The sequence below is a fragment of the Limosilactobacillus difficilis genome (assembly GCF_947387495.1).
Lineage (GTDB): Bacteria > Bacillota > Bacilli > Lactobacillales > Lactobacillaceae > Limosilactobacillus > Limosilactobacillus difficilis.
This window is the reverse complement of record NZ_CANDNU010000002.1, coordinates 35,788-59,406: the sequence shown is the minus strand read 5'-3', so window position 1 is coordinate 59,406 and position 23,619 is coordinate 35,788. Positions and strand designations below refer to the sequence as shown.

Annotated in this window: 20 protein-coding genes and 1 tRNA gene; 16 read left to right on the top strand and 5 right to left on the bottom strand. The window is 51.9% G+C overall.

Going from position 1 to position 23,619, the window contains the following annotated elements:
• Positions 1-96: 96 nt before the first annotated feature.
• Entirely contained in the window at positions 97-930 is an 834-nt protein-coding gene (locus QOR82_RS00730) for an alpha/beta hydrolase (protein ID WP_408612894.1), read from the top strand.
• Positions 931-951: 21 nt separating this feature from the next.
• On the top strand, positions 952-1,584 hold the full coding sequence (locus QOR82_RS00725) for a sugar O-acetyltransferase (protein WP_283582852.1): 633 nt from the start codon (positions 952-954) through the stop codon (positions 1,582-1,584).
• A 116-nt stretch (positions 1,585-1,700) separates the two neighbouring features.
• Here the strand turns inward: QOR82_RS00725 and QOR82_RS00720 are convergent, their stop codons facing one another.
• Positions 1,701-3,014, bottom strand: a complete 1,314-nt coding sequence (locus QOR82_RS00720) for a solute carrier family 23 protein (protein ID WP_283582851.1) — start codon at positions 3,012-3,014, stop codon at positions 1,701-1,703.
• 167 nt (positions 3,015-3,181) lie between these two features.
• A complete protein-coding gene (locus QOR82_RS00715; RefSeq protein ID WP_283582850.1) occupies positions 3,182-3,676 on the bottom strand; it encodes a flavodoxin in 495 nt (164 codons plus the stop codon).
• A 242-nt stretch (positions 3,677-3,918) separates the two neighbouring features.
• On the opposite strand from QOR82_RS00715, the gene QOR82_RS00710 reads away from it, so the two are divergent.
• The 3 genes from QOR82_RS00710 to QOR82_RS00700 all read left to right on the top strand — a co-directional run bounded on the left by QOR82_RS00710 (position 3,919) and on the right by QOR82_RS00700 (position 7,529).
• Positions 3,919-4,716 (top strand): YSIRK-type signal peptide-containing protein, encoded by a 798-nt coding sequence (locus QOR82_RS00710; protein ID WP_283582849.1) that lies wholly within the window; start codon positions 3,919-3,921, stop codon positions 4,714-4,716.
• A 3-nt stretch (positions 4,717-4,719) separates the two neighbouring features.
• On the top strand, positions 4,720-6,597 hold the full coding sequence (locus QOR82_RS00705; RefSeq protein WP_283582848.1) for a mucin-binding protein: 1,878 nt from the start codon (positions 4,720-4,722) through the stop codon (positions 6,595-6,597).
• Positions 6,598-7,455: 858 nt separating this feature from the next.
• Positions 7,456-7,529: transfer RNA gene (locus QOR82_RS00700), tRNA-Thr, on the top strand.
• Between the two features lie 101 nt (positions 7,530-7,630).
• On the opposite strand, the gene QOR82_RS00695 is transcribed toward QOR82_RS00700, so the two are convergent.
• The 3 genes from QOR82_RS00695 to helD form a co-directional block, all read right to left on the bottom strand.
• Positions 7,631-8,623: an NAD(P)-dependent oxidoreductase gene (locus tag QOR82_RS00695; RefSeq protein WP_283582847.1), complete on the bottom strand. Its 993-nt coding sequence runs from the start codon at positions 8,621-8,623 to the stop codon at positions 7,631-7,633.
• A 12-nt stretch (positions 8,624-8,635) separates the two neighbouring features.
• The gene (locus QOR82_RS00690; RefSeq protein WP_283582846.1) at positions 8,636-9,820 is read right to left on the bottom strand and encodes an aminotransferase class I/II-fold pyridoxal phosphate-dependent enzyme; all 1,185 of its coding nucleotides are present in this window, start codon (positions 9,818-9,820) and stop codon (positions 8,636-8,638) included.
• Between the two features lie 307 nt (positions 9,821-10,127).
• Positions 10,128-12,452 carry an RNA polymerase recycling motor HelD gene (helD, locus tag QOR82_RS00685; protein ID WP_283582845.1) on the bottom strand — a complete coding sequence of 775 codons (2,325 nt, stop codon included), beginning with the start codon at positions 12,450-12,452 and terminating at the stop codon, positions 10,128-10,130.
• Positions 12,453-12,642: 190 nt separating this feature from the next.
• On the opposite strand from helD, the gene QOR82_RS00680 reads away from it, so the two are divergent.
• The 11 genes from QOR82_RS00680 (at position 12,643) to ispE (ending at position 23,579) form a co-directional block, all read left to right on the top strand.
• Positions 12,643-13,575, top strand: a complete 933-nt coding sequence (locus QOR82_RS00680; RefSeq protein WP_283582844.1) for a Ppx/GppA family phosphatase — start codon at positions 12,643-12,645, stop codon at positions 13,573-13,575.
• Positions 13,565-14,818, top strand: a complete 1,254-nt coding sequence (locus tag QOR82_RS00675) for a hydroxymethylglutaryl-CoA reductase, degradative (protein WP_283582843.1) — start codon at positions 13,565-13,567, stop codon at positions 14,816-14,818. Before QOR82_RS00680 ends, QOR82_RS00675 begins: the two co-directional genes overlap by 11 nt.
• A gap of 4 nt (positions 14,819-14,822) precedes the next feature.
• Positions 14,823-15,788 carry an IpaB/EvcA family protein gene (locus QOR82_RS00670; RefSeq protein WP_283582842.1) on the top strand — a complete coding sequence of 322 codons (966 nt, stop codon included), beginning with the start codon at positions 14,823-14,825 and terminating at the stop codon, positions 15,786-15,788.
• A 4-nt stretch (positions 15,789-15,792) separates the two neighbouring features.
• A complete protein-coding gene (locus QOR82_RS00665) occupies positions 15,793-16,506 on the top strand; it encodes an NAD-dependent protein deacylase (protein WP_283582841.1) in 714 nt (237 codons plus the stop codon).
• Between the two features lie 97 nt (positions 16,507-16,603).
• A complete protein-coding gene (locus tag QOR82_RS00660; protein ID WP_283582840.1) occupies positions 16,604-17,203 on the top strand; it encodes a glycoside hydrolase family 73 protein in 600 nt (199 codons plus the stop codon).
• A gap of 93 nt (positions 17,204-17,296) precedes the next feature.
• The gene (locus tag QOR82_RS00655) at positions 17,297-18,151 is read left to right on the top strand and encodes a DUF72 domain-containing protein (RefSeq protein WP_283582871.1); all 855 of its coding nucleotides are present in this window, start codon (positions 17,297-17,299) and stop codon (positions 18,149-18,151) included.
• 97 nt (positions 18,152-18,248) lie between these two features.
• Positions 18,249-20,273 carry a methionine--tRNA ligase gene (metG, locus tag QOR82_RS00650; protein WP_283582839.1) on the top strand — a complete coding sequence of 675 codons (2,025 nt, stop codon included), beginning with the start codon at positions 18,249-18,251 and terminating at the stop codon, positions 20,271-20,273.
• Positions 20,274-20,316: 43 nt separating this feature from the next.
• Positions 20,317-21,105, top strand: coding sequence for a TatD family hydrolase (locus QOR82_RS00645; RefSeq protein WP_283582870.1), 789 nt, complete (start codon positions 20,317-20,319; stop codon positions 21,103-21,105).
• Positions 21,092-21,673 (top strand): ribonuclease M5, encoded by a 582-nt coding sequence (gene rnmV, locus QOR82_RS00640; RefSeq protein ID WP_283582838.1) that lies wholly within the window; start codon positions 21,092-21,094, stop codon positions 21,671-21,673. Before QOR82_RS00645 ends, rnmV begins: the two co-directional genes overlap by 14 nt.
• Entirely contained in the window at positions 21,648-22,529 is an 882-nt protein-coding gene (gene rsmA, locus QOR82_RS00635; protein ID WP_408612893.1) for a 16S rRNA (adenine(1518)-N(6)/adenine(1519)-N(6))-dimethyltransferase RsmA, read from the top strand. Before rnmV ends, rsmA begins: the two co-directional genes overlap by 26 nt.
• Before the next feature lie 198 nt (positions 22,530-22,727).
• The gene (gene ispE / locus QOR82_RS00630) at positions 22,728-23,579 is read left to right on the top strand and encodes a 4-(cytidine 5'-diphospho)-2-C-methyl-D-erythritol kinase (protein ID WP_283582836.1); all 852 of its coding nucleotides are present in this window, start codon (positions 22,728-22,730) and stop codon (positions 23,577-23,579) included.
• Positions 23,580-23,619: the final 40 nt, after the last annotated feature.

Below are 23,619 nucleotides of genomic sequence, written 5' to 3'. Positions count from 1 at the left end.
GAACTTCAAGGCAAGACCAGGAATGGAAAAAAGGAGAAAATCTTGTTGTGGGCTGCAAAGAAGAGTATTTTAGTGGAAAGAAAAGAGGTTTTAATGATGCGAAAACACAGCAAAGTTTGGTTGGCGATCATTGTCGTCCTGGTGGCCCTCTTCGGGATCGGTCAGGTGCGGGGATACATGGCAACTCAATATAAGCCGGTCGCTAACCGCCCGCAGATCGGCACCCCAACCTTCTTCTTCCACGGCTACGGGAGCAGTGCGCACGCGGAACAGCATATGACTGACGCCGCCAAACGTGCCGGGGTGACCAAGACCGTGATCCGGGCAACCGTTGGACTAGATGGTCACGTTCGCCTGCGGGGAACGATTCCGGCGGGGACGAAGAACCCGATCATTCAGGTTCAATACACTAATAACCGCAACCCCAACTTCAAGCAGGATGGGCAGTGGGCCGCCAACGTCATCACTGCGGTCCAAAATCGCTACCGCTTCAAGCAGATGAACCTGGTGGGCCACTCGATGGGGAACATGGATATTGCCTACTACCTGGCAGCCAATGCCAACAGTAGTCAGCGGCCACGTCTTAACCGGGTCGTCGACATTGCTGGCCACTGGAACGGCTTTGATGGTTCGATCAAAGTTGCTGCCAATGGGAAGCCAGAAGAAGAGGACCGGGGCTTCAAACCGTTGCTGGTTCTGCGCCAGACTTATGCGAAGACCGCCCGGGTGCTCAATATCTACGGTGACAAGGGCGGCCAGACTGACGGCACCGTGCCAAACAATTCGTCCAAAACCCTGCGCTACCTGATCAATGGTCGCGCTAAGTCTTATCAGGAAAAGAAGATGACCGGTCCGCTGGCCCAGCACAGCAAACTGCACTCGAATCCCCAAGTCGACCGGGCATTGATCAAGTTCTTGTGGAATAAATAAGTTAGCAAGGGAGACAAAGACATGGACGAACAACTAATCAGTAAGGTTTTGGCCCGGGTGAATACCGGCCATCCTTACGATGATATGAATCCGACTTTGACGGCGGTCCGGAATTGGGCCCTGGAATGCTGCCGGCGTTACAATTGGGCTTACAAACAAAGCGGTAAGGCGGATCAAGGACTTTTGCGGCAGCTTTTTGCCCAAACGTCTGGTGACAACTTCACGGTTCTTCCGGATGTTCACGTCGAATTTGGGCGCAATATTTATCTGGGGCGCAATTTCTTTGCCAATTACGATGGCTTCTTTATGGATTGTGCACCGATTAAGTTTGGCGATGACGTCAAGATTGGTCCTAAGTGCGGCTTCTATACTTCCGACCACGTTGAAGATCCGGTCGGCCGGCGGCTTGGCTACGTCAAGGCCCGACCGATTACGGTGGGCGACAACGTTTGGTTTGGGGCGGCTGTTACCGTTGTCGGTGGAGTCACGATTGGCGACAACAGTATCATCGGTGCTGGCAGTATCGTCGTCAACGACATTCCGGCTAACGTGATTGCTGCCGGAAATCCGGCCAGGGTAATCCGGCCATTACATCATGATGATCGTTATCAGAACCGGGCTGATTCAGCCGGAACATACCATTATGGAGATTAAGCACAAGCACCGCGGTGCTGATGATATAAAGAAAAGAGACTGGTAAAAAAATACCCCAAAGTCGATTTCAAACTTTGGGGTACGCATCAACCAGTCTCTTTTTTATTTTCTGCGACTTACTTAGCAGCCACATCTTTTTGTTGATTCTTGGCCGCCATTTCGCGTTCGCTGCGCGCTTCTTGCGGCAGGACCAGGTTCAGGATGATTCCCAGGATCGCCGCAACGGCCAGACCTGAGAACTGGTACTGACCGAGCTTGAGGTAGGCGTTCCCGATCCCGATAACCAAGATGACTGAAGCGATCATTAAATTCCGCTTCTTGTTGAAGTCCAGGTGATTTTCGATCATTACCCGCAGCCCGCTAGAAGCAATCACCCCGAAGAGCAGGAAGGAAATCCCCCCGATAACGGGCATCGGGATGGTTTCGATCAGGGCACTGAGCTTGCCAACAAAGCTGAAGAAGATGGCAAACAGCGCCGCTCCGGCGATCACGTAAACGGATTGCACCTTGGTGATCGCGATCACTCCGATGTTTTCACCATAGCTGGTGACCGGCGGGCCCCCAACGAAACCGGCAATGATTGAAGCCGTCCCGTCACCGGCAAGAGTGTGGTTAAGGCCAGGATCCTTGAAGAAGTTGCGTTCCGTCAGTTCATTGAGCACCATGATGTGGCCGAGGTGTTCGGTCATAGTGACGAAGGCGATCGGCGCCATGCTCAGGATCGCACCCCAGTAAAATTGGGGATGGTACTGGATGAAGGGGATCTGGAAAGCTGGCAGGCTGAACCAGTGGGCCCGGGCGACGGGGGCAAAATTGACAATGCCAAAGAGGCAGGCAACGCCGTAACCGAAGACGATACCCATCAGAATCGGAATCAGGCCTAAAAAGCCCTTGAAGTACATGTTGAAGATGATCGTCAGCAGCATCGTTATCATCGCGACGGCGAAGAACTTCAAGTCGTACTTGCCGGTCACGGAATTAATCGTGGCGTCCTTGGCGGCCGTGCTGGCCAGGGAGAGACCAATGACGACGACCACTGGCCCGACGATGATCGGCGGCAGGACCTTGTCAATCCAGTCGGAACCGACCATGGAAACAATTAACGAAACAATTAAGTAGACGCAACCCACGGCGACAGTCCCTTGGGCGATTCCCGGATAACCGGTGGATTTCATCAAAGCCATCATCGGCACGACAAACGAAAAACTAGAGCCCATGTAAGCGGGGATTTTGTGCCTGGTAATCAAAAGGTACATGAGCGTCCCAACCCCCGAACTGAATAGGGCAATCCCGGGGTTTAACCCTACCAGGATTGGCACAAGGACGGTTGAGCCGAACATGGAAAACATATGTTGTAAGGAAAGGCCAAACCATTGTCCCGGTTTAGGCCTCTCGTTGACGTCTAAGACGACGTTATCACGGTGTGCCATCATTTTCCTCCTTCATAAAAAAACAACCTTGTAGTCCGCGGACCCAAGGTTGTCAATTCATTCTCACGAGGATATTTGATTTTGCCGTGCCTTGAAAGCCTCACTGGACTTTGTTAAAGGATGTCGTTTCGAGAGTTAATGTTACTTGCTTGAAGAATATCTGTCAACTAAAGATCGGTATAGCGGTCTAGTTCACGGCGCCACTTTTGCAGCTGGCCGGTGCTGACCCGCGAGCCGTTAACGTGTAAACCATTACTGATGGTGGTCAATCCGGCTTGCCGGGCTAGTTTGCCAAAGTCCTGTTCATAAGCGCCAGTTTGGCTGAAGGCACTCGAAAAGTCGGCGACTTGCCCGGTAAAACCTGCTAATTGATTGATGAAGGTGCGGACTGGTGATGAGACGGTGGCGTCCCAGACCGGACCGCCGACCAAAATCAGGTCATATTGACTAGCATTGGTCAGCTGACTTGCTAGAGCCGGTAGCTGGTGGTCATTCAATTGTTGCTTGAAGACGTCGTCAGTCGCGTACATATCGTCAGGAAAAGTGCCTGCGACTTCGTTGATTTCATGCAGGTCGGCGTGGTAGTTTGTGGCAATTGCCTGGGCTAACCGCTTGGTGTTACCAGATTGGGAATAATAAGCAACTAAAATTTTATTAGCCATTGAAAGCAGTCCTCCTAATATTTGATTGCTGAGACCAGTATAGGGCTTAAAGCGGACTAGAAGGCAAGCATGATTGAGAAAACAAGTGGTGAACTATCGTAGATTAACTGGGCGATGGTGGTATGGAGATAGGGTTGAAAGTGGTCTAAAAAGTGTTATGATTAGAAATGTAAGGAAAGTTATCATTATATAGATAAAGCCAAAAAGTAGATATCATAGAATTTATGGAAGAGTAATTAATCATGATGCAGAACAGCAAACAATTATCTAATCAAAAATTGCGCAAGCTGGGTGTTGGGGCTGCGTCCGTGATGATTGGTCTGACCATGATTGGTCTTGCCAATGCTGATAATACAGCTCACGCTGATAGCAATTCGACCACGATTCCGGTGGCCGCTAAACCAGTAGTAGCAACTAATACTAGTGAGAATACTACTAGCAATAATAATGCTGCCAATACAGCCACGACACAAAGCACAAATAATAATCAAACGATTAAACCAGCCACGACCGGCAACAACGCTGGGACTTCGAAACAAGCTCAAGCGAGCCAAGCTGCACCGGCAATTATCAGCAATCCGGCCTACGATAACCAGTCGACAACCCCGACAGTTACCGATGAAGGAATTGCCCATGGCGCTTATGTTTCGACTCCTGATTCATCAGTTCGGACGCCTTTTAGCGGCACCAACAATTCTGGACAAACTGAACAGGCGATTGTCAACCCGGCGAAAAGTAGCACGATGGATGCCCATGGTGTAATCGTCAACAATTCTAATGAAACGAAGCATGTGGATGCTGTTTACTTCCTGCCACTGGAACGGAACCACGAATCGATGTCAGAAGTTTATAAGGACATCACCCTCGATAGTTCCCGCTTTGATCCTCGCAAGGGTCTGACGGTTAATGGCGGCACTAACGTTATGATTTCCTATTCGCTGGGCAATGGGGTCTACAAGAACATTAACCAACTGCCGAATGATTTTGACTGGTCAAAGGTGATCTATGTCAAAGTTGATGCTGATCTGGCGGCGGGCTAGAGTATGAACGTTGTCATTCCGCTGAAGATCGATGAGAGTAAGCTGAACGGCAGCATTGTCTACGGGACGAATAACTACTGGGCCAACCGTTTCCACGTCGGGGAGAGCCTATTCCTGGTCAGCGCACACTTTGTCCACTCCACTGACTTGCAGTTGCGGGTGGGCGCACCAGCCTATAACCTAAATGATCACCTTGGCGAATACTTCCTGCTCACTTACCGGAACGCCAATGGCACTTACTCCACCTTGCCGATTTCGATTTACCAAATGCTTAAGAACAGCAGCGATGCCGACACGATGAAGATCAGCAATAATAACGTTAGCTATCTCAACTACCACCCGGCCCGGATGGACAACAACCAGATGCACGCCCTGGCAAAGACGACTGACCATACCAGCGATCCTGAGATGTGGACCGGGTCAGTGTACTACATTGATCTGCCAGCAATGCAAAAGGTGATGTCCAAGTACGGCTACAGCTTTAACCTGAAAGCCGATAATAGTGGGGTTATGGATTTTTACTCCTACAATAATTTTGGCGGCAAGGTAGCTGTAAATTCTAATCTGCAGATCTTCCACCAGGGTCAACAAGCTGGCATCAAGATTTCACCGGCCATGTACCTTGAAGTTCACCGTCTTTTGGCCGGCCAGGAAGTAACAGTTGAATACGGCGGCCGGGTTACCAAGATCGGCAACCGGACTAGTGGCACTGGCATTGGTCAAAAGTGGAACTTCTTGGATAACGTTGCCCTGGTTAAGCAATTGAACGGGGCTCGTGAAGTAGCTGCCAAAGAGAGTGACTTGAGCTACACAGGCAGGGTTGACGTGAACACTGAAGGCGACTACCCAATTACCCTGAACCTGAAACTAGCTGATGGCGAAACAGTTTCAGTGGACTCTGTGGTTCACGTGGTTCCTAAATTTGATGTGATTTCTTCTGAAACAAAGAACGTCACCCGGACAATCGTTTTCCACAACCCAGACGGGACGACCACGCGGCAAAGCCAGAATGCGGCATTCAGTCATACTGTTTCCCGAATTGACAGTACTGTCTACGACAACTGGACCCCATCGGGCAACCAGACGCTGACGGCTTACGAGATTCCAACAATCAGTGGTTACCATGCCACCATCGATGGCCAAACCGTTACTGAAGTTCCTTTCCTGACGGTCAACCACAACAGCAACAATGTGACGGTTGATGTTTACTACACGGCTGATGCTAATAAGCCAAGCGACACGACAGAAACGACGGAAACCCGTGCCGTCACCCGGACGATTAATCTCCATGAACCAGATGGCGGAGTTGTACCGACGATTCAGACGGTTCACTTTAACCGGACTAATACGACGACCAATGGGCAGACGACTTATGGTAACTGGACGACTGACGGCAACGATGGTTTTGCTGCCTACACAATCCCAGTACTGAACGGCTATCATGCAACCCTGAACGGGCAGACCGTTACTGAAGTGGCAGCAGAAAACAACGTCACGGCTGATACGGCCAGTTCGACGGTCGATGTCTACTACGTGGCTGATGCGGTTGAACCGAACAAGCCGAGTGATAACGGCGGCAAGACGCAGCCAAATCAACCGAGCGATAATGGCGGCAAGACAACACCAACGACACCAAACAAACCAAGCGACCAGGGCAAACAAACACAGCTGCAACAAGATAATGTTCCGAGCGCAACGTCAACGCAGACAGCAATGACGAAGACTACGGTAGCGCCAGTACAGGGCACAGCTCAATCTAACAGCCAGACACAAAAACTGCCGCAGACAGGCAATGATCAGGCAGCTGTGTTGGGCCTTGCAGGCTTGGCAATGACTGGACTGGCAATGATGCTGGGAACCAGCAAACGGCGGCACAACTAAGGATTCAATAATCATTTGATTAATAAATCGCTGTTTAGAGATGCTTGATTGAATGGATTTATCTAACTAAAAAGAACGGACAAAATCAATTTTGCCCGTCCTTTTTTTGCTCTAAGTAAGCGAAAGATGCTTTATTAGATACTTTAATATTACAAAATAACTTTTAAGAAATCAGAAACAAATCGCGAAAAAACATTTATCTTTAGCTTAATGTGTGCTAAGATAAAAATTGTAGGAATGATTAGTAGCAGCTTCTTATGAGCTGTTATGATCAAAGTTAGCAGTTAGAGTTTTGTCCCCCCAATAGCAAAATTGCCTGTTAACTTTTTCCCTAGGACCCGTGTAGTAATTCTGGACGGGCCCTTTTTTATTGGATGATAATCGCTCGATGTTCGCAACTTCTGGTTGTCAGCCGTTCGAAGGGAGGATCGGTAAGTGTTGAGCTTGGTTTGGTGATGGCTCAGTGCTTAAATAGTCTGGTTTATCTCTTTTTAAATGATAGTAGCTGTGTTATAATATTGTTAATTGAGATGCCGTTAGGCACGCTAGGGGAGTTCGAATTAAAGATGGCGAATGCATGCCCATCCGTCCCCCAGTGGGTGGGTATGCAATAGCACCATTCTGAAGGGTTGCGATTTTCCCAGTCGTAGCCCTTTTCTTGTTGGATAAAAATTGATGTAAAATATCTTGCAAGTTATTTTAAATCAGATAAAATGATAATGTAACAACTGCGAACGAGTAGCTTGTTACTATTGGCTAGAAAACCGGTTCTTGGCTTATTGCGGTAAGTCGGGGGCCGGTTTTTTTATTACCAAAAGATAGTAGACTTCTGGGGATGACTAGTAATAAAATATACTTGCCATCTTAGCTCAGTTAGGTAGAGCACATCCATGGTAAGGATGAGGTCGGCGGTTCAAGCCCGCTAGATGGCTTTGAGTTTGCAGAAAAAATGGAAAGAAATTTCCTGTGAATCGCCAAAACGGGCCCGACAGTGATGAACTGCCGGACCCGTTCCTTTTTGGCGGAGGTTTGTTTACCGAACTTCGTTTTGTGGCGCTTGTCCGTTGATGATACTTAAAACATCGTCGAGGGCGATGTCGACCATGTTTTGGACGGCTACGTTGGTGTAGAAAGCAATGTGGGGTGTCAGGATGACATTGTCCATCTTATTGAGCTCATCGACTAGCGGCAGCTGCTTGGCGATGCCGGTTTGGGAGTGATCCTGGGCAAAGATCGCGGCTTCGCCCTCAACCGTATCGAGAGCGGCTGCCTGAATCTGATGGGTTTGAAGGGCGGTGACGAGGTCCTTAGTCACAACAACAGGCCCCCGGCTGGCGTTAACCAGTGCGGCTGTCGGCTTCATCAGTTTGAAGTCTTCAGCAGCGATCAGCCCTTCGGCGGTCGGGTTGAGGTTGACGTGGAGCGTTACGACGTCAGACTGCTGCAGGAGCTCCTTTTTTGATACGAAACGGACAATCCCGTCGAGATCAGTCCGCGGTTTTGTATCATACCCCAGGACGGTTGCGTTGAGAGCGTGCAGGAGCTTGGCGAGGGTGCCACCGATGCGGCCCACACCGATGATGCCAATCGTTGCCGAGTGAATTTCTTTGGATTGCAAGCCGTGCCAGCTGAAGTCATTGGCGGCTACTTGGTGGTCAAAAGCGTAAGTATGGCGCAGCATTCGGAAGATCTGCATCAGAGCAAATTCAGCCACGCTCCGTGGAGAATAAGCGGGAACGTTGGTCACCACGAGGCTGTGCTGGTGAGCAAGATGAAGGTCAATGGTGTCGACCCCTGCGGTTCGCGTCGTCAACTGTTTGATCCCGTTGGCTTCTAAGACACCGTAAACGTCCTCACTGACGGCGCCCCGTTGTTGAATGATGACCCCGTCGTTGCCGGGAACGAGATCGAGAGCATCGTTAATTAATTTGGGGGTTGTCTGGATCGTGATGTGATGCTTGGCAGCGTAGTCTTGAATCGCGGCTTGTTCATCATCACGAACACTGGTCATTAAAATGCTTGTCATGATGATTTCTCCTTATTTTTGCAAAAAGGCTGTGATCCGCTGAACGCTTTCTTTGATGTTCGCCATGCTAGCGGCGTAGCTAATCCGCAGGTAGCCCTTGCCGCCGGCACCGAAGAAGGAACCTGGCGTCGTGGCTACGTGTGCTTCCTTTGCCAGGGCAGTTGCAAAAGCGACGTCGTCTTGGTTTTGGTTTGCCGGGATTTTGGCGAAAATGTAGAAGGCACCGACCGGCTTGGTGAGGCCGAAGCCCAATTTCTGGAGGGCCGGGGCGAGGAAATCGCGGCGGCGCTTGTATTCATCGCGCATCTTGGCAGTGGCCTCGCGTCCGGCCGGAGTGTCCATTCCGGCAGCCGCAGCAGCCATCGACGGGTCGGCAGCTGCGGTGACGTCGAGACTGTGGGCAAGGAAGACCGGCTTGACCAGTTGGGCTGGACCAGCCAGCACACCGATTCGGTAACCGGTCATGGCACTGGACTTGGAAACCCCGTTCAAGACGATTGTTTGTTCAGGGATGTATTTGGCGATGGAGGTGTGCTTGCCGTCATAAACCAGTTCAGAGTAGATTTCGTCGGCAATGACAAGGACGTCGGTTCCCTTCAAGACATCAGCCAGGGCTTTGATTTGTTCAGCAGAATAGCTGACCCCGGTCGGGTTGGATGGGTAGTTGAGGACCAGAGCCTTGACGCGGTCACCATACTGGTCCAGGGCAGCCTGCAATTTGGCCGGTGTCAGAATAAAGTCGTCAGCACTGGTGTCCAGTTCCACCGCCTGGCCGCCGAAGAACTGGGTGATAGCCATGTACATTGGGAAAGTTGGTGTTGGGATCAAGACGACATCGCCGGGGTTGGTGTAACCGCCGAGTGCGGTAAAAATACCTTCGGAAGCGCCGATTGTGATGGCAATTTCACTGTCCGGATCGTAGTCCAAGCCGTAACGGTCCTTCAGGAAATGACTAGCGGCCAGCCGCATCTTTTCGGAACCGACGGCAGGAGCGTAATGAGAATCATTGTTGTTGATCGCGTCGATGGCCGCTTGTTTCATGGCATCCGGGACGTTGAAGTCGGGTTCACCAATCGTTAATTTGATGATGTCGGGGATGGCGCTGCACTGGGCATCAAATTCACGAATGCCGGTCGGTTGGACAGTTTTAATATTTTGGTTGAAGCGGGCAGCAACTGAAGGCTTAGCTTTTGGCATAAAAAGGACTTCCTTTCTCAAATAAGGGCTAACAAAAAAACGGGTCACTGAGTTAATCGTCAGCACCCGGGTGGATTGCAATTTTGGTGGTGAAATGCTCCCGGATGGACTATCCGGCAACCACACGAAAGGCGACTAACGGATCATTGTCGTCAGCCACCAATAAAATAAATTCAATTGATTATCATTCGTGTTCATTAATTTCACCTTCTACCAACATCATACGCGGCCCGCCATTGTTTGACAATATATTATTAGAAATTAATTAAAAAATCGTAAGAATAGGGGGCACTGTCGCGGCTCGTCCTCAGTCCCGCGGGCTAATCTGGGCTTCAATCTTGAGATGTTGACAGACGGCATCGTTAATCAACGGTGTTACGGGGCCGTTGCTGATCATCGTCAGTTCGTGCATGGCCCGACTAGCCATCGTGTAAAGAATCCCGGTGAAGCTCTGGTCTGGCATCGCGGTTGCGGAGACATCCGGAATCAGCACCGCATCGAATTCCAGCCCCTTGGCGAGGTAGATGGGGAGAACGGCGACTTCAGATGGCAGTTCGCTGTCCTGAGTGGAGAGTCTCTTGGCATCAATGCCAGCTTGGTGAAGCAGACGGGTGATGGTGTGGGCTTGTTTGTCATCAATGGTCAGGACGGCGACGGTTTGTTGGCCGTTAGCCAGGCGCCGAACCTCGTTTGCCAAGAGCGCACGGCTCTGCTGGTCACCGTCACTAGTCAGCAGTCGTGGTTTGGTGCCGTGGCGGGTAAAGGAAATCACGCGCTGCCCGTCCGGAAGCAGGGCTTTGGCAAAGTCGGTGATCTCTGTTGTGGAGCGGTAGGCCCGCCGCAAAACGATTAGATTGGAGTGTTCGGCTCCCAGTGCGTTGCCAAGATTTTGGAGCAGAGTTTCCGGCAGTTCCAGGGGATTGAAGAGGGCCTGTTCACTGTCACCGAGAATCGTAAAGCGAGCCATCGGGAAAGCATGGTGTAAATAGATCAGCATTGCTGGTGAGTAGTCCTGCATCTCGTCGATGAAGACGTACTGGAGGGCCCGGTTTTGGCCGCCTCCGGTAATCAGGTCCCGAAGGTAGAGCAGGGGAGCAGCGTGCATCAGAGCGAGCTGGTGGTATTCAAGTTGTTGGCTGTACTGGAGGATCATCGATGTCCATTCGCGTTGACTGATCTTGGCGGGGACGGTGATGTGGCTGAGCAGGTTGTGATACTGTTCATACATATCGAGAAAATAGTTATTGTAAATGGCCTCGGCAACCGGCCGCAAACGATTTTTGGTATAGCGACGGGCGAGGTAGCGCTGGGCGGCTTTTTCGTCCTCGAAATCTTGGGGGCTGTGCTTGCCATACAAGCGGTGGAGTTGGAGAGTGGTCAGATCATCCATTTCAGCAGCGATCCATTTGCTGCGGGCTTCGACGGTTACCCGGTGCTGAAGTTCCCGGATTAAGACGTTCTTGGTGCGAACTAGGCGATTGACAATGCTCATCGCCGTTGGCTGTTGAGCAAAGATGTCTTTGATGTGCTGGGCCGAGAAGAATTCACTGCCGTTGAAATTGAGTGCAGTGAAGCAGAGTTGGTGCTGGCCAGCGTGCAGTTCTTGCAGGTAATCACGGACGGCCTTCATCATTGCCGGTTGTTCCAGCCAGTCGGCAACCGGGTGCTCGGCGTGGCTGGTGCGGCGTTTTTCATAACGGTCGAAGAGTGATTCAACCGTCAAGCCTTCGAACCGTTTGCTCAAGAAGCCGGCGAGGGTTACTTGCCGCATGTTGCGTTCGCCCAGGCTCGGTAGAACATCCGCAATGTAGCGCGAAAAGAGCAGGTTGGGGCTGAAGAGAACGATTTGATCGGCGTTGAGTGATTCACGTGAGTGATAGAGGAGGTAGGCGATCCGCTGCAGGATAGCTGATGTTTTTCCCGAACCCGCAACCCCTTGAACGAGCAGGAGGTCACTCTTGGTATCGCGAATGATGTCGTTTTGCTCGTGCTGGATGGTTGCGACGATGTTGTGCATCTGCCGATCATCGTGTTCACTCAGGGCCTGTTGGAGCATTTCGTCGCCGACCAGTTCATTGGTGTCGAACATATGGGTAATTTTGCCGTGCTGGATGGTGAATTGGCGTTTCTTGACGAGGGTGGTTTGGCGCTGACCAGAAGGGGTTTGGTAAGAGCACGGGCCGAGGGTGCCGTTGTAATAAACGGCCGAGATAGGAGCCCGCCAGTCATAGATCAAAAAGTCGGTTTCGTCCTCGTTCATCAAGGAGGCAGTGCCGATGTAAAGAGATTCTGCTTCATCTTCACCGGGATCTTGGATATCGATCCGGCCGAAGTATGGCGAAGCCTGTAGCTGCTTAAGGGTCTTTAGCTGCCGTTTGAGAATTGTTTCATTTTCGACCGCCTGGTTGACCAGCCGGCGTTGCTGTTCAATCATTGCCCGTGATTCGGCAATGTCGTCGACTTCGTAGCGGTTGATTGAGGCGTTTTCACCGTAGTTCTTCTCGACAGCCCGGGTTTCCTGATGGGCATCAGCCAGCATCTGCTCGGTCTTTTCGATTCGCTTCTTGATCGTCTTTAAAACAATATCGACACGTTTCTGCTCGCGAATTAGTTCTGCTTTATCGTTTGCCAAGTCTTTTCCCTCCCTAAATTGCTGACCTATTGTATCACAGAAGGCAGGGAGAATCTTGTTCGGCGGCTTAACGTCTGGCATTTTCAAAAAAATATTTGAATGGTGGTCTAATCCAGTGTGCAACGGTGGCAAAAATGGTAAGATTAATGTGAGTTTTTTTAAATCAACATATATAGCGGAGGCATTAGTGATGAAAAACCTCGCAATTGTTGACTTGGGATCGAATTCAGCACGGATGGCAGTCAACGAAATATCACCGGACGGACGTTTCCGGGAGATCAAACGCGTCAAAGAAAACGCACGGCTGTCAGAAGGGATGGGGCGCGAAAAAATCTTACAACCGGCAGCAATGGACCGGGTCATTAGCGCTCTTCACCGCTTTAAAAAAATTTATGAGCAGTATCCGGGAGTCGAAGTCCGGGCAATTACGACGGCAGCAGTCCGTCAAGCGCATAACCGTCAAGAATTCCTGAACCGGGTCAAAAAGGAGACAGGTATTGAACTACGCGTTCTATCAGGTAAAAAAGAAGCATACTATGATTATTTGGGGGTCATCCGGACCCTCAAACTTAACCACTGCTTGATTCTTGATGTTGGCGGCGCTAGTTGTGAATTAATCCTCGTTGAACACCGGCGGGCCAGCCACCTGATTTCGGTGCCGATCGGGGCCGTTAACTTATCCGAACAATTCCAGCTCGGCGGCTACGTGCGGGCCCACGACCTCTTTCGGGCCGAAGCCTCGGTTAGCCAGCGCTTCAACAAGATTCCGTGGTTGCACTATGCTACCCGGGTGCCGATCGTCCTGTTGGGCGGTGCCAACCGCACTTTGGCACGCATGAGTCAGGCCCACCGCCAGCTACACCACCGTTCTATCCATGGTTACAAGCTGACCTCACGGGTGGTCTTTGCTACTTACCGGGAGCTGTTGAGTCGTAACCTGCGGCAACGCAAGAACATGCTTGGCCTGGAGACCGATCGGGCGGATATTATTATCGGCGGGATGTTACCGTTGGTAGTCTTGCTGATGCGCAATCGTGATGGTCGGGTGATTTTTTCGGAAAGTGGTGTCCGGGAAGGAATCATCACCGAATACATCCAAATGAGGCAGCATCATGAACAATAATTGGCAGCACGGTTTTTACCGGCGATCGGTTGCAGACCGTCAGGCCATTGTCAGCGAGCAGCGGCGACTAAGCCCTGCACAGCAACAATTAATGAAGGAACACGCGACGCCGCTGGGTAATCAGCTGGTGGAAAATTATCTGACCGACTATCGGCTGCCGGAAGGGGTCACGGTTGGTTTGCTGGTTAATGGCCGGCACTATACGGTTCCGATGGTGGTTGAAGAGCCCTCGGTGATCGCCGCGGCCAGCAATGGTGCCCAGCGCGTGGCCCGTTCTGGCGGCTTTGACGCGGTCACTGCCCCTCGACTAATGATCGGTCAAGTTATTATCAAGGACGTTACTGATTTTGCCGACTTGCAGCAGTGGGTTAAGACGCATCATGATACCATTTTGGCTACTGCGAACGCGGCTCATCCGTCGATGCAGAAGCGGGGTGGAGGTGCAGTTGGCCTGCGTCTTCGCCAAGAGCCGCCTTTTGTGAGTCTGGATCTCGAAATCGACGTCCAGGAAGCGATGGGGGCTAATTGCGTCAATACAATGGCGGAAGCCGTTGCGGACTTGGTACGTCAGCAAGGGTGGCACGTCACGGCAGCGATTTTGTCGAATCTTGCCACGGAAAGTGTGCAGGAAGTGACGGCACATGTGGCCCTGGCTGATCTGGGCGGTCACGGTTTTAGTGGTAAAGAAGCTGCTAGCGGGATTGCCGACTTGAGTGCATTGGCCCAGGTCGATCCTTACCGGGCGGCCACTCACAACAAGGGGATTATGAACGGCATTGACGCGGTGATGATCGCGGCCGGTAACGACTGGCGGGCGATCGAAAGCGGGGCTCATGCCTATGCGGCCCGTGATGGCCAATACCGCGGGCTGAGCACTTGGCAAATTCAAGATGCGGAACTGATCGGCCACCTGGCATTGCCGCTCCCGACGGGGGTCGTCGGTGGTTCGATCGGTCTCAATCCCCAAACCCGCCTCAATTATCAGATCAGCGGCATTCAAACGGCCCGTCAGCTCGCCCAGGTGGCGGCTAGCGTCGGCTTGGCCCAGAACCTGGCGGCCTTGCGAGCTCTTGCTACCAATGGCATTCAGGCTGGGCACATGAAACTCCAGTATCGTTCCCTGGCACTGAGCGTCGGGGCGACGGCACAAGAAGCACCATTAGTAGCGCGCCAGTTAGCCAAGGCTAAGCACGCCGATAAGGCCCTGGCCAAAGATATTTTATTGAAATTACGAAAGGATTGATCAAATGAGCGATGAAGAACCAATCAAACTAAACGATGACACTCAGGAATTATTGGACGAGGTCAACCGGCTCTACCCGACCAACGTTTTCGTCCAATTCCACGGCAAGAAATCCGGCTACGTTCGTCATGACCAGACTGAACAGATGAACCTGCCAGGTGGGTTATTCATCACGGTGACCGATTTGACGGAACCTAACTACACGGCCAGTCACGAACTGCTGCACCTCTTGATGGTTCTCCGTGGCTTTCCCGAAATCTTCTTTGAACTGTCGCTGGGGACGAAGGAGCTCGACGAGCAGATGATGATTATGGCGACGGACCTCTACAACGTGGTGGCCCACCGGGTCGTGGTCAGCGAGCAGCGGAAGCACAACCTGATCAACGAACGAATTGAGCAGGAATACTTGAAGGGAATTCTCCACACCCTGACTGATGAAGGCGAGAAGGCTGATGATGAGCGGACCCTTCGGCTTCTGACGGTCCTGGATGCCCTGGTCTTTTACGGCGACCACTTGCCAAAATACGAAGACCAACTCAAACAGCACTACCCACTCGCCTTGACAGCGGCGAAGAAACTGTACGCAAAGATTACGGAGAAGCCAGTTGATTCACCGTTTGGTATGCGGCGGATGGTTGTCAAATTGTTCCGTTTGTTTGATGAGCAGATGCAGGATTGGGGTCTGCCAAAGCTGAACAACAACGAATTTACGACCCTTTCTCCGGTTCTCTCCAAGCGGCAACTACGCTTGCACGTGGACCAGCTCTATGATATTTACCACTCGGGGATGGATTCGCGGGAAACCGGACGGAAGGCCTACGTTGGTTTAGCCAAGGGCGACCACCAGAATTCCTTTGTCATTTCAGCACCAAAGGGTGATTACTCATCCAACGATATGCTGAAGTTTTACCACGAATCAGTAGAAACGTTGCTGAAAAACTTGAACGTGCCATTTATCGTTAGGGAGTGATCGCATGGATGCAGCAATTCAAAGTTTATTTGACCAGGCCCAGCGGATTGTTTTTCTGACCGGGGCCGGCGTTTCGACAGCGTCGGGGATTCCTGACTTTCGGTCTGCCAACGGCCTCTACACGAAGAACAAGAACGCTGAGTACTACTTGAGTCACCGCTACTTTGAGAGTGATCCCGACGGTTTTTACCAGTATTGTAAGCAAAACCTCTATTTTCCGGACGCTAAACCGAACGTCATCCATGAAAAACAGGCGGCTTTGACGCGCCAGGACCGGGCAACAGTGATCACTCAAAATATTGATAACCTCTATGAGCGGGCCAACACCAAGTACTTGGTCGACTTTCACGGCAATCTCTACCATGTTTACTGCGAGAAATGCGGCCGAGACGTCGACTGGCACGACTACCTCAAGGACCGGATTCACCAAGGTTGTGGCGGCGCCTTGCGGCCGGACATTGTTCTCTACGATGAGGGGATCAAGCAGGACAGCATCAGTCGGTCACTGGCGGCGATGCAGGCCGCAGACCTGGTTGTGATTGTCGGAACTTCGATGGTTGTCTATCCTTTTGCCGGTCTACTGGAATATGCCAATCCGCAAGCTAAGATCCTAGCGATCAACCAGCAAAAACTGAATTTGCCGGTTAAATTCACGATGATTCAGGATGATGCGGTTAAGTTCTTCGACCAGTTACAGGTGCCAAACGACCCGTCATAGGGGTCGATGACAATAATCGTCACCATTTAGTTAAGAAAAATTCATAAATGACTGCTAGAATGAATCAGCAACTGGATCGAAGGGAGGGGAGAACGAGATGAAAAAGAAGCGACATGGCTGGCTAATCGCCGGCGTGATCATTGTCATAGTGCTGGTAGTCGCCGCAGGTGGTTTCTATGCCCACCACGTTGCCGTGCAGCGGCAGCAGCAACGCCAACAGCAAAACGCTCAGATCTCCGCGACCCGTTTCATTAAGACAATTGCTCCAGCCGCTCAGCGGGAACAAAAAAGGACCGGGATTCCGGCCAGCATTATCATCGCCCAGGCGGGATTGGAATCCGAATGGGGACGCAGCTCCCTGGCTCAGAAGTATCACAACTTGTTCGGGGTGAAGGCCATGGACAAGAAACACCGGGTCAGACTGATGACGACGGAATACCTCAACGGTAAGAAAAAACACGTGAAGGTCTACTTTGCTACCTATGACAGTTGGGCGGACTCGATCGATGCTCACACCCGCTTGCTTTTGGCTGGGACGACGGACAATCCGCATCGTTACCAAAACGTTACCAAGGCGAAGAATTACAAAGAAGCTGCCCGGGACCTGCAACAGGACGGCTATGCGACGGATCCGGATTACGCCAATAAGCTGATCAATGCGATCCAAAAATTTAATCTGCAAAAATATGATAAGTAAGGCGAAAACTCAGCATGGTGCTTGATGGCACCAGTGCTGAGTTTTTGTGCTTCTGGTGTAAAATGGAAAACAACAAAGAAGGGGATGAACGTGATGAAAGTAAGTCTCGGGTTGACCACCTGGTCGGAGCACCCGGCCTTGATCGATGGAGCACACCGGCCGGTGAAACTCAGCGAGTATGCCCAATATTTGCCGACGGTGGAAGTTGACACTTCTTTTTACGCGATTCCCCGGCAGACGACTGTGATCAAGTGGCTGGCGGAGGTGCCGGCAAACTTCCAATTCATCATGAAGGCCAACCGGGCGATGACCAAGCACCTCAACGGCTTTGCCGATCAGCAACCCCCGCTGGCGGACGTCTTTGCTCAGTACCGGGAAGCAATTGCGCCACTGACGGCAGCGGGACAGCTGAAGACCATTCTCTTCCAATTTCCGCCATACTTCACGGCAGTGCCGGCCAATATTGACTACCTGCAGACAGTCCGCAGACTAATGGGCTCGCTGCCGATCGCGGTTGAATTTCGCCACGCCAGTTGGCTGGCTCACGGGGTGGCCGGGCCGACCGCCGCGTTTTGTCGTGACATGGGCTTTACCTTGGTGGCGGCGGACGAGCCGCATACGACGGCTACCAGCATTCCCTTTTACCTGCGGACGACCAGCCCAGCACTTGCGATGATCCGCTTGCACGGGCGCAATGTAACAGGCTGGAACCATCCGGGCAAGGAGTGGCGGCAGCGGCGGACCCTTTACCGTTACTCCAAGCAGGAGCTGACGGGCTTGGCCAAGCTGATTCAAAATCTGACGCCCCAGCCCGAAGAGATCACAGTTATCTTTAACAATAATTCGGCGCGTGATGCGGCACCCAATGCCCTTCAGTTGCAGAAGATCATGGGCTTGCATTTTGAGGGCTTGAACAAACGGCCACCCAAGCAGCTCAGTCTGTTTTGAGAATGTGAACTGTCCAGCCAAAAAAAGAATGTATTAGTGGTGGGATTTGTTATACTAGATTATAATTTATGAGTTTTTAATGAAAGAAGGGCCTCGAATGGCTGAAAAAAAACCAACTTTTTATATTACGACACCAATTTACTATCCATCTGGTAAATTACATATTGGGAATTCCTACACGACCGTTGCTTGTGACGCGATGGCACGCTATAAGCGGCTGAGCGGGTTTGATGTTTTCTTCCTGACGGGAACCGACGAACACGGTCTGAAGATCGAACAAAAAGCAGAACAATTGGGGATGCAGCCCAAGGAATACGTTGACAAGATGGCGGCCCAAATCAAGCAATTGTGGAAGGTATTGGACATTTCCAATGACAAGTTCATCCGGACGACTGATGATTATCACGAAAAGGCCGTTCAAAAGATTTTTGACAAACTGCTGAAGCAGGGCGACATCTATAAGGGGGAGTACACCGGCTGGTACTCGGTGGACGACGAAGAGTACTTTACCGACAGTCAACTGGCCGAAGTGTATCGCGACAAGGACGGTAACGTCATCGGCGGGAAGGCCCCGTCCGGCCATGAAGTTAAGCTGGTCAAAGAAGAATCCTATTTCTTCAAGATGAGCAAGTATGCTGACTGGTTGATGAACTACTACAAGGAACACCCTGACTTCATCGAACCGCGTTCACGAATGAATGAAATGATCAATAACTTCCTGAAGCCCGGCCTGGAAGACCTCTCCGTTTCCCGGACCTCTTTCAACTGGGGAGTTAAGGTGCCGACTGATCCGAAGCACGTGGTCTACGTGTGGATCGATGCTTTGTCGAACTATATCACGGCGTTGGGTTACGGCAGCGATGATGATTCCCTGTTCAAGAAGTACTGGCCAGCTGACATTCAAATGGTCGGCAAGGAAATTGTGCGTTTCCACACCATCTACTGGCCAATCATCCTTCACGCTCTTGGCCTGCCGCTGCCGAAGCACGTTATCGGTCACGGCTGGTTGACGATGAAGGACGGTAAGATGTCTAAGTCCAAGGGCAACGTCATCTATCCCGAAACCCTGGTGGATCGCTATGGTCTGGACGCGACCCGTTACTACCTGCTCAAGTCGATGCCTTTTGGCAATGACGGGATCTTCAGTCCCGAAGACTTTGTCGACAAGGTCAACTTTGACCTGGCCAATGACCTCGGCAACCTGCTGAACCGGACCGTTGCCATGATTAACAAGTACCAAGGCGGCAAACTGGCTGGTCAGCCGGAGGCCCAGACCGCTTACGACGACGATCTGAAGCAGACGGCTACCAATTCGATTCAAAATTACCGCGTCTACATGGACAAGACACGCTTCGCCGACGCCTTGGCAGCTGTTTGGGAACTGGTTTCCCGGGCCAACAAGTACATCGACGAGACGGAACCATGGAAACTCGCCAAGGATGAAAGCAAGAAGGATGAACTCAGCGACGTCTTAACCAACCTTGCCAAAAGCCTGCGTGTGATCGCTGCTCTCTTGCAACCAATCATGACTCACACCTACGGCGGTGTCATGGGTCAACTGGGATTAAGCACAGAACCACTGTCAATCGCTGACCTGCAGTTCGATGACTTCCCAGCTACGGCGACAGTTGTGAAGAAGGGAACGCCACTATTCCCACGGCGCGATACGAAGGAAGAAGTGGCTTTCCTGAAGAGCAAGATGAGCAAGAACACCAAGGTTAAAGGGCGCAAAGCGATGGAAGAAGCCAAGCAGGCCGCTCGCGATAAGGCGGCGGAAGCCAATGGCGATAAGAAGCAGATCCGGATCGAGGCTTTTGATAAGGTTGAACTGGTGGTTGCCACCATTACGGAAGCCAGCCATGTCGAGAACGCGGACAAGTTGCTGAAGTTCCACATGGACGATGGGTCGGCAACTGGCCGGCAAATTCTGTCTGGCATTGCTAAGTGGTATCCAGATCCGTCCGTGCTGGTTGGCAAAAAGGTCCTGATCGTAGCCAACTTGAAGCCGCGGAAGATGCGTGGTGAAGTTAGCCAGGGGATGCTTCTCTCGGCTGAGCACGACGGAAAGATCCAAGTGGTAACTGTTCCCGACAATCTTGTTCCGGGGTCCCACGTTGAGTAAGGGTTTTGATTATCAAGCGGCGATCAGCCCGGTTCGGCCGGTCATGAAGATTTATGATTCCCACACCCACTTAAATGATGACGACTTTTATGATGATGTGCCGGCTTGGTTGAACCGGGCGCAGCACTTGGGCGTCGTCGAGATGAATATGGTCGGATCAAACGAGAAATTGAACGAGCGGGCGCTGCGACTGGCACATGACTATCCGCAGCTTCATGCCATTATCGGTTGGCATCCCGAAGATTCCCGCAATTTTGGTCCCCAGCAGCGCGAACAGTTGATCAAGGATCTCAAGCGTCCCGAGGTGGTTAGCCTGGGAGAAATCGGCCTGGATTACCACTGGGATAGTTCGCCCCGTGACGTTCAGCAGCGGGTTTTTGCCGATCAGCTAGCGATTGCCAGAAGGATGCACCTGCCGATTTCGGTTCACTGTCGGGACGCCCTGGCTGACACATACAGCTTGTTAAAACAAGCTCATGTCGAAGATTTCGGCGGGGTGATGCACAGTTTTAACGGGGATACTGTTTGGCTGCATCGTTTTCTCGAACTGGGGATGCAGGTCTCTTATAGCGGGGTGGCGACTTTCCATAACGCTGCTGATGTTCAAGCGGCGGTCAAAGAAACGCCCCTGGACCGTTTGCTCGTTGAAACGGATGCGCCCTATCTGACCCCCGAGCCTTACCGGGGTCAGCGTAACGAGCCCGCTTATAGCCGCTACGTAGTTGAGGGCGTGGCCAAACTCAAGGGATGTTCGTCAGAAGAAGTGGCCGCTACGTCGTTTCGCAATGCCCGGGAATTGTTTCCGGTGAGGGAGCAGTATGAAGAAGATTAAAGAAGTTATCGTTGTCGAAGGTAAGGATGACACCAAACAAATTGAAAAAGCTGTCCAGGCTGACACCTACGAAACGCGGGGGTCAGCCCTATCAGCTGCCGATCTGAAGCGTCTGCAGAAGCTGCAAGCGCGGCGGGGGGTAATCATTTTCACCGATCCTGATTTTAACGGGGAACGCCTGCGCAAGATGATCAGTCAAGCGGTGCCAGGTGCCAAACACGCCTTTATCCGGCGCGATCAAGGGGTGCCGACCCTCGCACATGGTAGCCTGGGGGTTGAGCACGCCAGCCCGGCAGTGATTCGCCAGGCCCTAGCGAACGTCTATACGGAAGCTCCGGCAGATAAAGCACCGTTATTTACGTATCGTGATCTTGCCCAGGCTGATCTCGTCAACGCCCCAACGGCACGGCGGCGTCGCGAATTATTGGGCCAGAAATTAGGAATCGGCTACGGCAATGGCAAGCAGCTCCTGCACCGGTTGAACCTGTTTCAGATCAGCCGGCAGGACTTTTCACAGGCACTGAACAGCATTAATGAGGAGGATCAGGATGGCGGAATCGATCGGTAAGCTCAGTCGAACGCGGGCAATCATGAAGAAGTATGGCCTCCATGCTAAAAAGGGCTACGGCCAGAATTTTTTGACTGATCTTCACGTCCTCCAGCACATTGTTGATGCCGCAGAAATTACGAAGGACGATAACGTGATTGAAATTGGCCCCGGCCTTGGTGCATTGACAGAGCAGCTGGCCAAACGAGCGGGGCAGGTTCTCGCTTTGGAAATTGACAGCACGCTGATTCCAGTTCTCCAGAATCTTTTGGCGGCTTACCATAACGTGACGATCAAGGAGCAGGACGTTATGAAAGCTGACCTGCCAGCACTGATCAAAAGCGAGTTCAAGGATCCTAACAAGCCCATCAAGGTCGTTGCCAACCTCCCATATTACATCACCAGTCCGATCCTCATTCATCTCTTGTCGACACCAGTGCACTGGGACGTGATTTGTGTGATGATGCAGCGCGAAGTTGCCGACAGGTTGACGGCCGTTCCTGGTACGAAAGCATATGGGACCTTGACCGTCGCGGTTCAATACCGGATGCAAGCCCGGCTTGCCTTCGGGGTCTCACGGCACGCCTTCGTGCCCCAGCCCAACGTTGATTCAGCGATTGTGCTTCTGACACCGCGATCGGGGGAAATACAGCCCCAACCGGTATCGGATCGCTTATTTTTCCGGGTGGTGCGGGGCTGTTTTGCCCACCGGCGCAAGAGTCTGCGCAATAACTTGCGGGCCCTGTTGGGAAAGAAGAGTGACTTTCTGCCGGTGCTCAACGACTTGGGTATTGATCCACAGGTGCGGCCGGAACAGCTAACCATTGCCCAGTTTAGCGCCCTAACCAACGCGCTGGCTGAGGCGGGTTGGCTCTGATAGTTATTAAATATAGGCGTGAGAAAGCATTTCTGGCGGGCAATCACGCCCGGTGAGTAATAAGAGGCCTCTAGTGTTCGGCTTTTGACGAATATTAGAGGCCATTGTTGTCTTGACTATGACATTTTGATGGTCAGTTGAAAGCAGGAGCGTCCTCTTAGTATAATTAATAAAAAAATACGAGAGGGGGGCTGATTAATGATTATTCACGAAAAAGCGCCGGCAAAGATCAACCTGGCTTTGGACACGCCGATGCGTTATTTAGACGGTCTGCCCAAATGGGACATGGTCATGGCGTCGGTCGACCTGGCCGACTACGTGACGGTCGAAACCCATGCTCGCCCCCAGACTATTAAGGTCTATACGGATAGTTGCTATCTGCCCAATGATCAGCGCAACCTGGCTTTTCAGGCGGCCCACATCTTGAAATCCCGCTTTCATATTACTGAGGGCGTGACGATCCGGATTCGCAAACATATTCCCGTCGCCGCCGGTTTGGGCGGAGGCTCGAGTGATGCGGCGGCTGTTTTGCGCGCTCTTAACAAGGTTTGGCGTCTCGGCTTGCGGCAAAGCGAACTGGCCCAGTTGTCGCTGTCGATCGATTCGGACGTTCCCTACTGCGTTTACGGGACGACAGCTCGGGTCACTGGCCACGGGGAGCAGGTTGAGGTATTGCCGGCTTTTCCCCATTATTGGGCAGTGATTGCCAAGCAGAAAATCAGTGTGTCGACGCCACGAATTTTGCGACAGATCAACTACGAGAAGCTGGAACACTTGCAGACCGATGCTTTGGTGGCCGCTATTCGGCAGGGCGACTGGCCGGCGAGCTTTCAATACATGGGCAATGTCTTGGAACCGCTGACAGCGGCTGAGTTTCCGCAGATCAAGCGGATTAAGAGCCAGATGATCAAACTGGGGGCGGATGCCGCTCAGATGAGTGGGACCGGGCCGACGATGTTTGCCCTATGTCACAATGAATCCCGTGCTAAGCGCCTGGAAAATGGTCTTCGGGGCTTTTGCCGGGAGGTTTACCGAATTATGTTGCTATAAGACTGATAGAGTGCGAAGAGGTTACCGTAAAGGGCCGTTC

Excerpts from the sequence above, each read along its gene's own strand:
- QOR82_RS00720 (WP_283582851.1), bottom strand. The coding sequence starts at position 3,014 with ATGGCACACCGTGATAACGTCGTCTTAGACGTCAACGAGAGGCCTAAA.
- QOR82_RS00670 (WP_283582842.1), top strand. The coding sequence starts at position 14,823 with ATGAGCGATGAAGAACCAATCAAACTAAACGATGACACTCAGGAATTA.
- QOR82_RS00715 (WP_283582850.1), bottom strand. The coding sequence starts at position 3,676 with ATGGCTAATAAAATTTTAGTTGCTTATTATTCCCAATCTGGTAACACC.
- rnmV (WP_283582838.1), top strand. The coding sequence starts at position 21,092 with ATGAAGAAGATTAAAGAAGTTATCGTTGTCGAAGGTAAGGATGACACC.
- metG (WP_283582839.1), top strand. The coding sequence starts at position 18,249 with ATGGCTGAAAAAAAACCAACTTTTTATATTACGACACCAATTTACTAT.
- QOR82_RS00690 (WP_283582846.1), bottom strand. The coding sequence starts at position 9,820 with ATGCCAAAAGCTAAGCCTTCAGTTGCTGCCCGCTTCAACCAAAATATT.
- QOR82_RS00680 (WP_283582844.1), top strand. The coding sequence starts at position 12,643 with ATGAAAAACCTCGCAATTGTTGACTTGGGATCGAATTCAGCACGGATG.
- QOR82_RS00695 (WP_283582847.1), bottom strand. The coding sequence starts at position 8,623 with ATGACAAGCATTTTAATGACCAGTGTTCGTGATGATGAACAAGCCGCG.
- ispE (WP_283582836.1), top strand. The coding sequence starts at position 22,728 with ATGATTATTCACGAAAAAGCGCCGGCAAAGATCAACCTGGCTTTGGAC.
- QOR82_RS00710 (WP_283582849.1), top strand. The coding sequence starts at position 3,919 with ATGATGCAGAACAGCAAACAATTATCTAATCAAAAATTGCGCAAGCTG.
- QOR82_RS00645 (WP_283582870.1), top strand. The coding sequence starts at position 20,317 with ATGAAGATTTATGATTCCCACACCCACTTAAATGATGACGACTTTTAT.
- QOR82_RS00730 (WP_408612894.1), top strand. The coding sequence starts at position 97 with ATGCGAAAACACAGCAAAGTTTGGTTGGCGATCATTGTCGTCCTGGTG.
- QOR82_RS00665 (WP_283582841.1), top strand. The coding sequence starts at position 15,793 with ATGGATGCAGCAATTCAAAGTTTATTTGACCAGGCCCAGCGGATTGTT.
- QOR82_RS00725 (WP_283582852.1), top strand. The coding sequence starts at position 952 with ATGGACGAACAACTAATCAGTAAGGTTTTGGCCCGGGTGAATACCGGC.
- QOR82_RS00675 (WP_283582843.1), top strand. The coding sequence starts at position 13,565 with ATGAACAATAATTGGCAGCACGGTTTTTACCGGCGATCGGTTGCAGAC.
- QOR82_RS00660 (WP_283582840.1), top strand. The coding sequence starts at position 16,604 with ATGAAAAAGAAGCGACATGGCTGGCTAATCGCCGGCGTGATCATTGTC.
- QOR82_RS00705 (WP_283582848.1), top strand. The coding sequence starts at position 4,720 with ATGAACGTTGTCATTCCGCTGAAGATCGATGAGAGTAAGCTGAACGGC.
- QOR82_RS00655 (WP_283582871.1), top strand. The coding sequence starts at position 17,297 with ATGAAAGTAAGTCTCGGGTTGACCACCTGGTCGGAGCACCCGGCCTTG.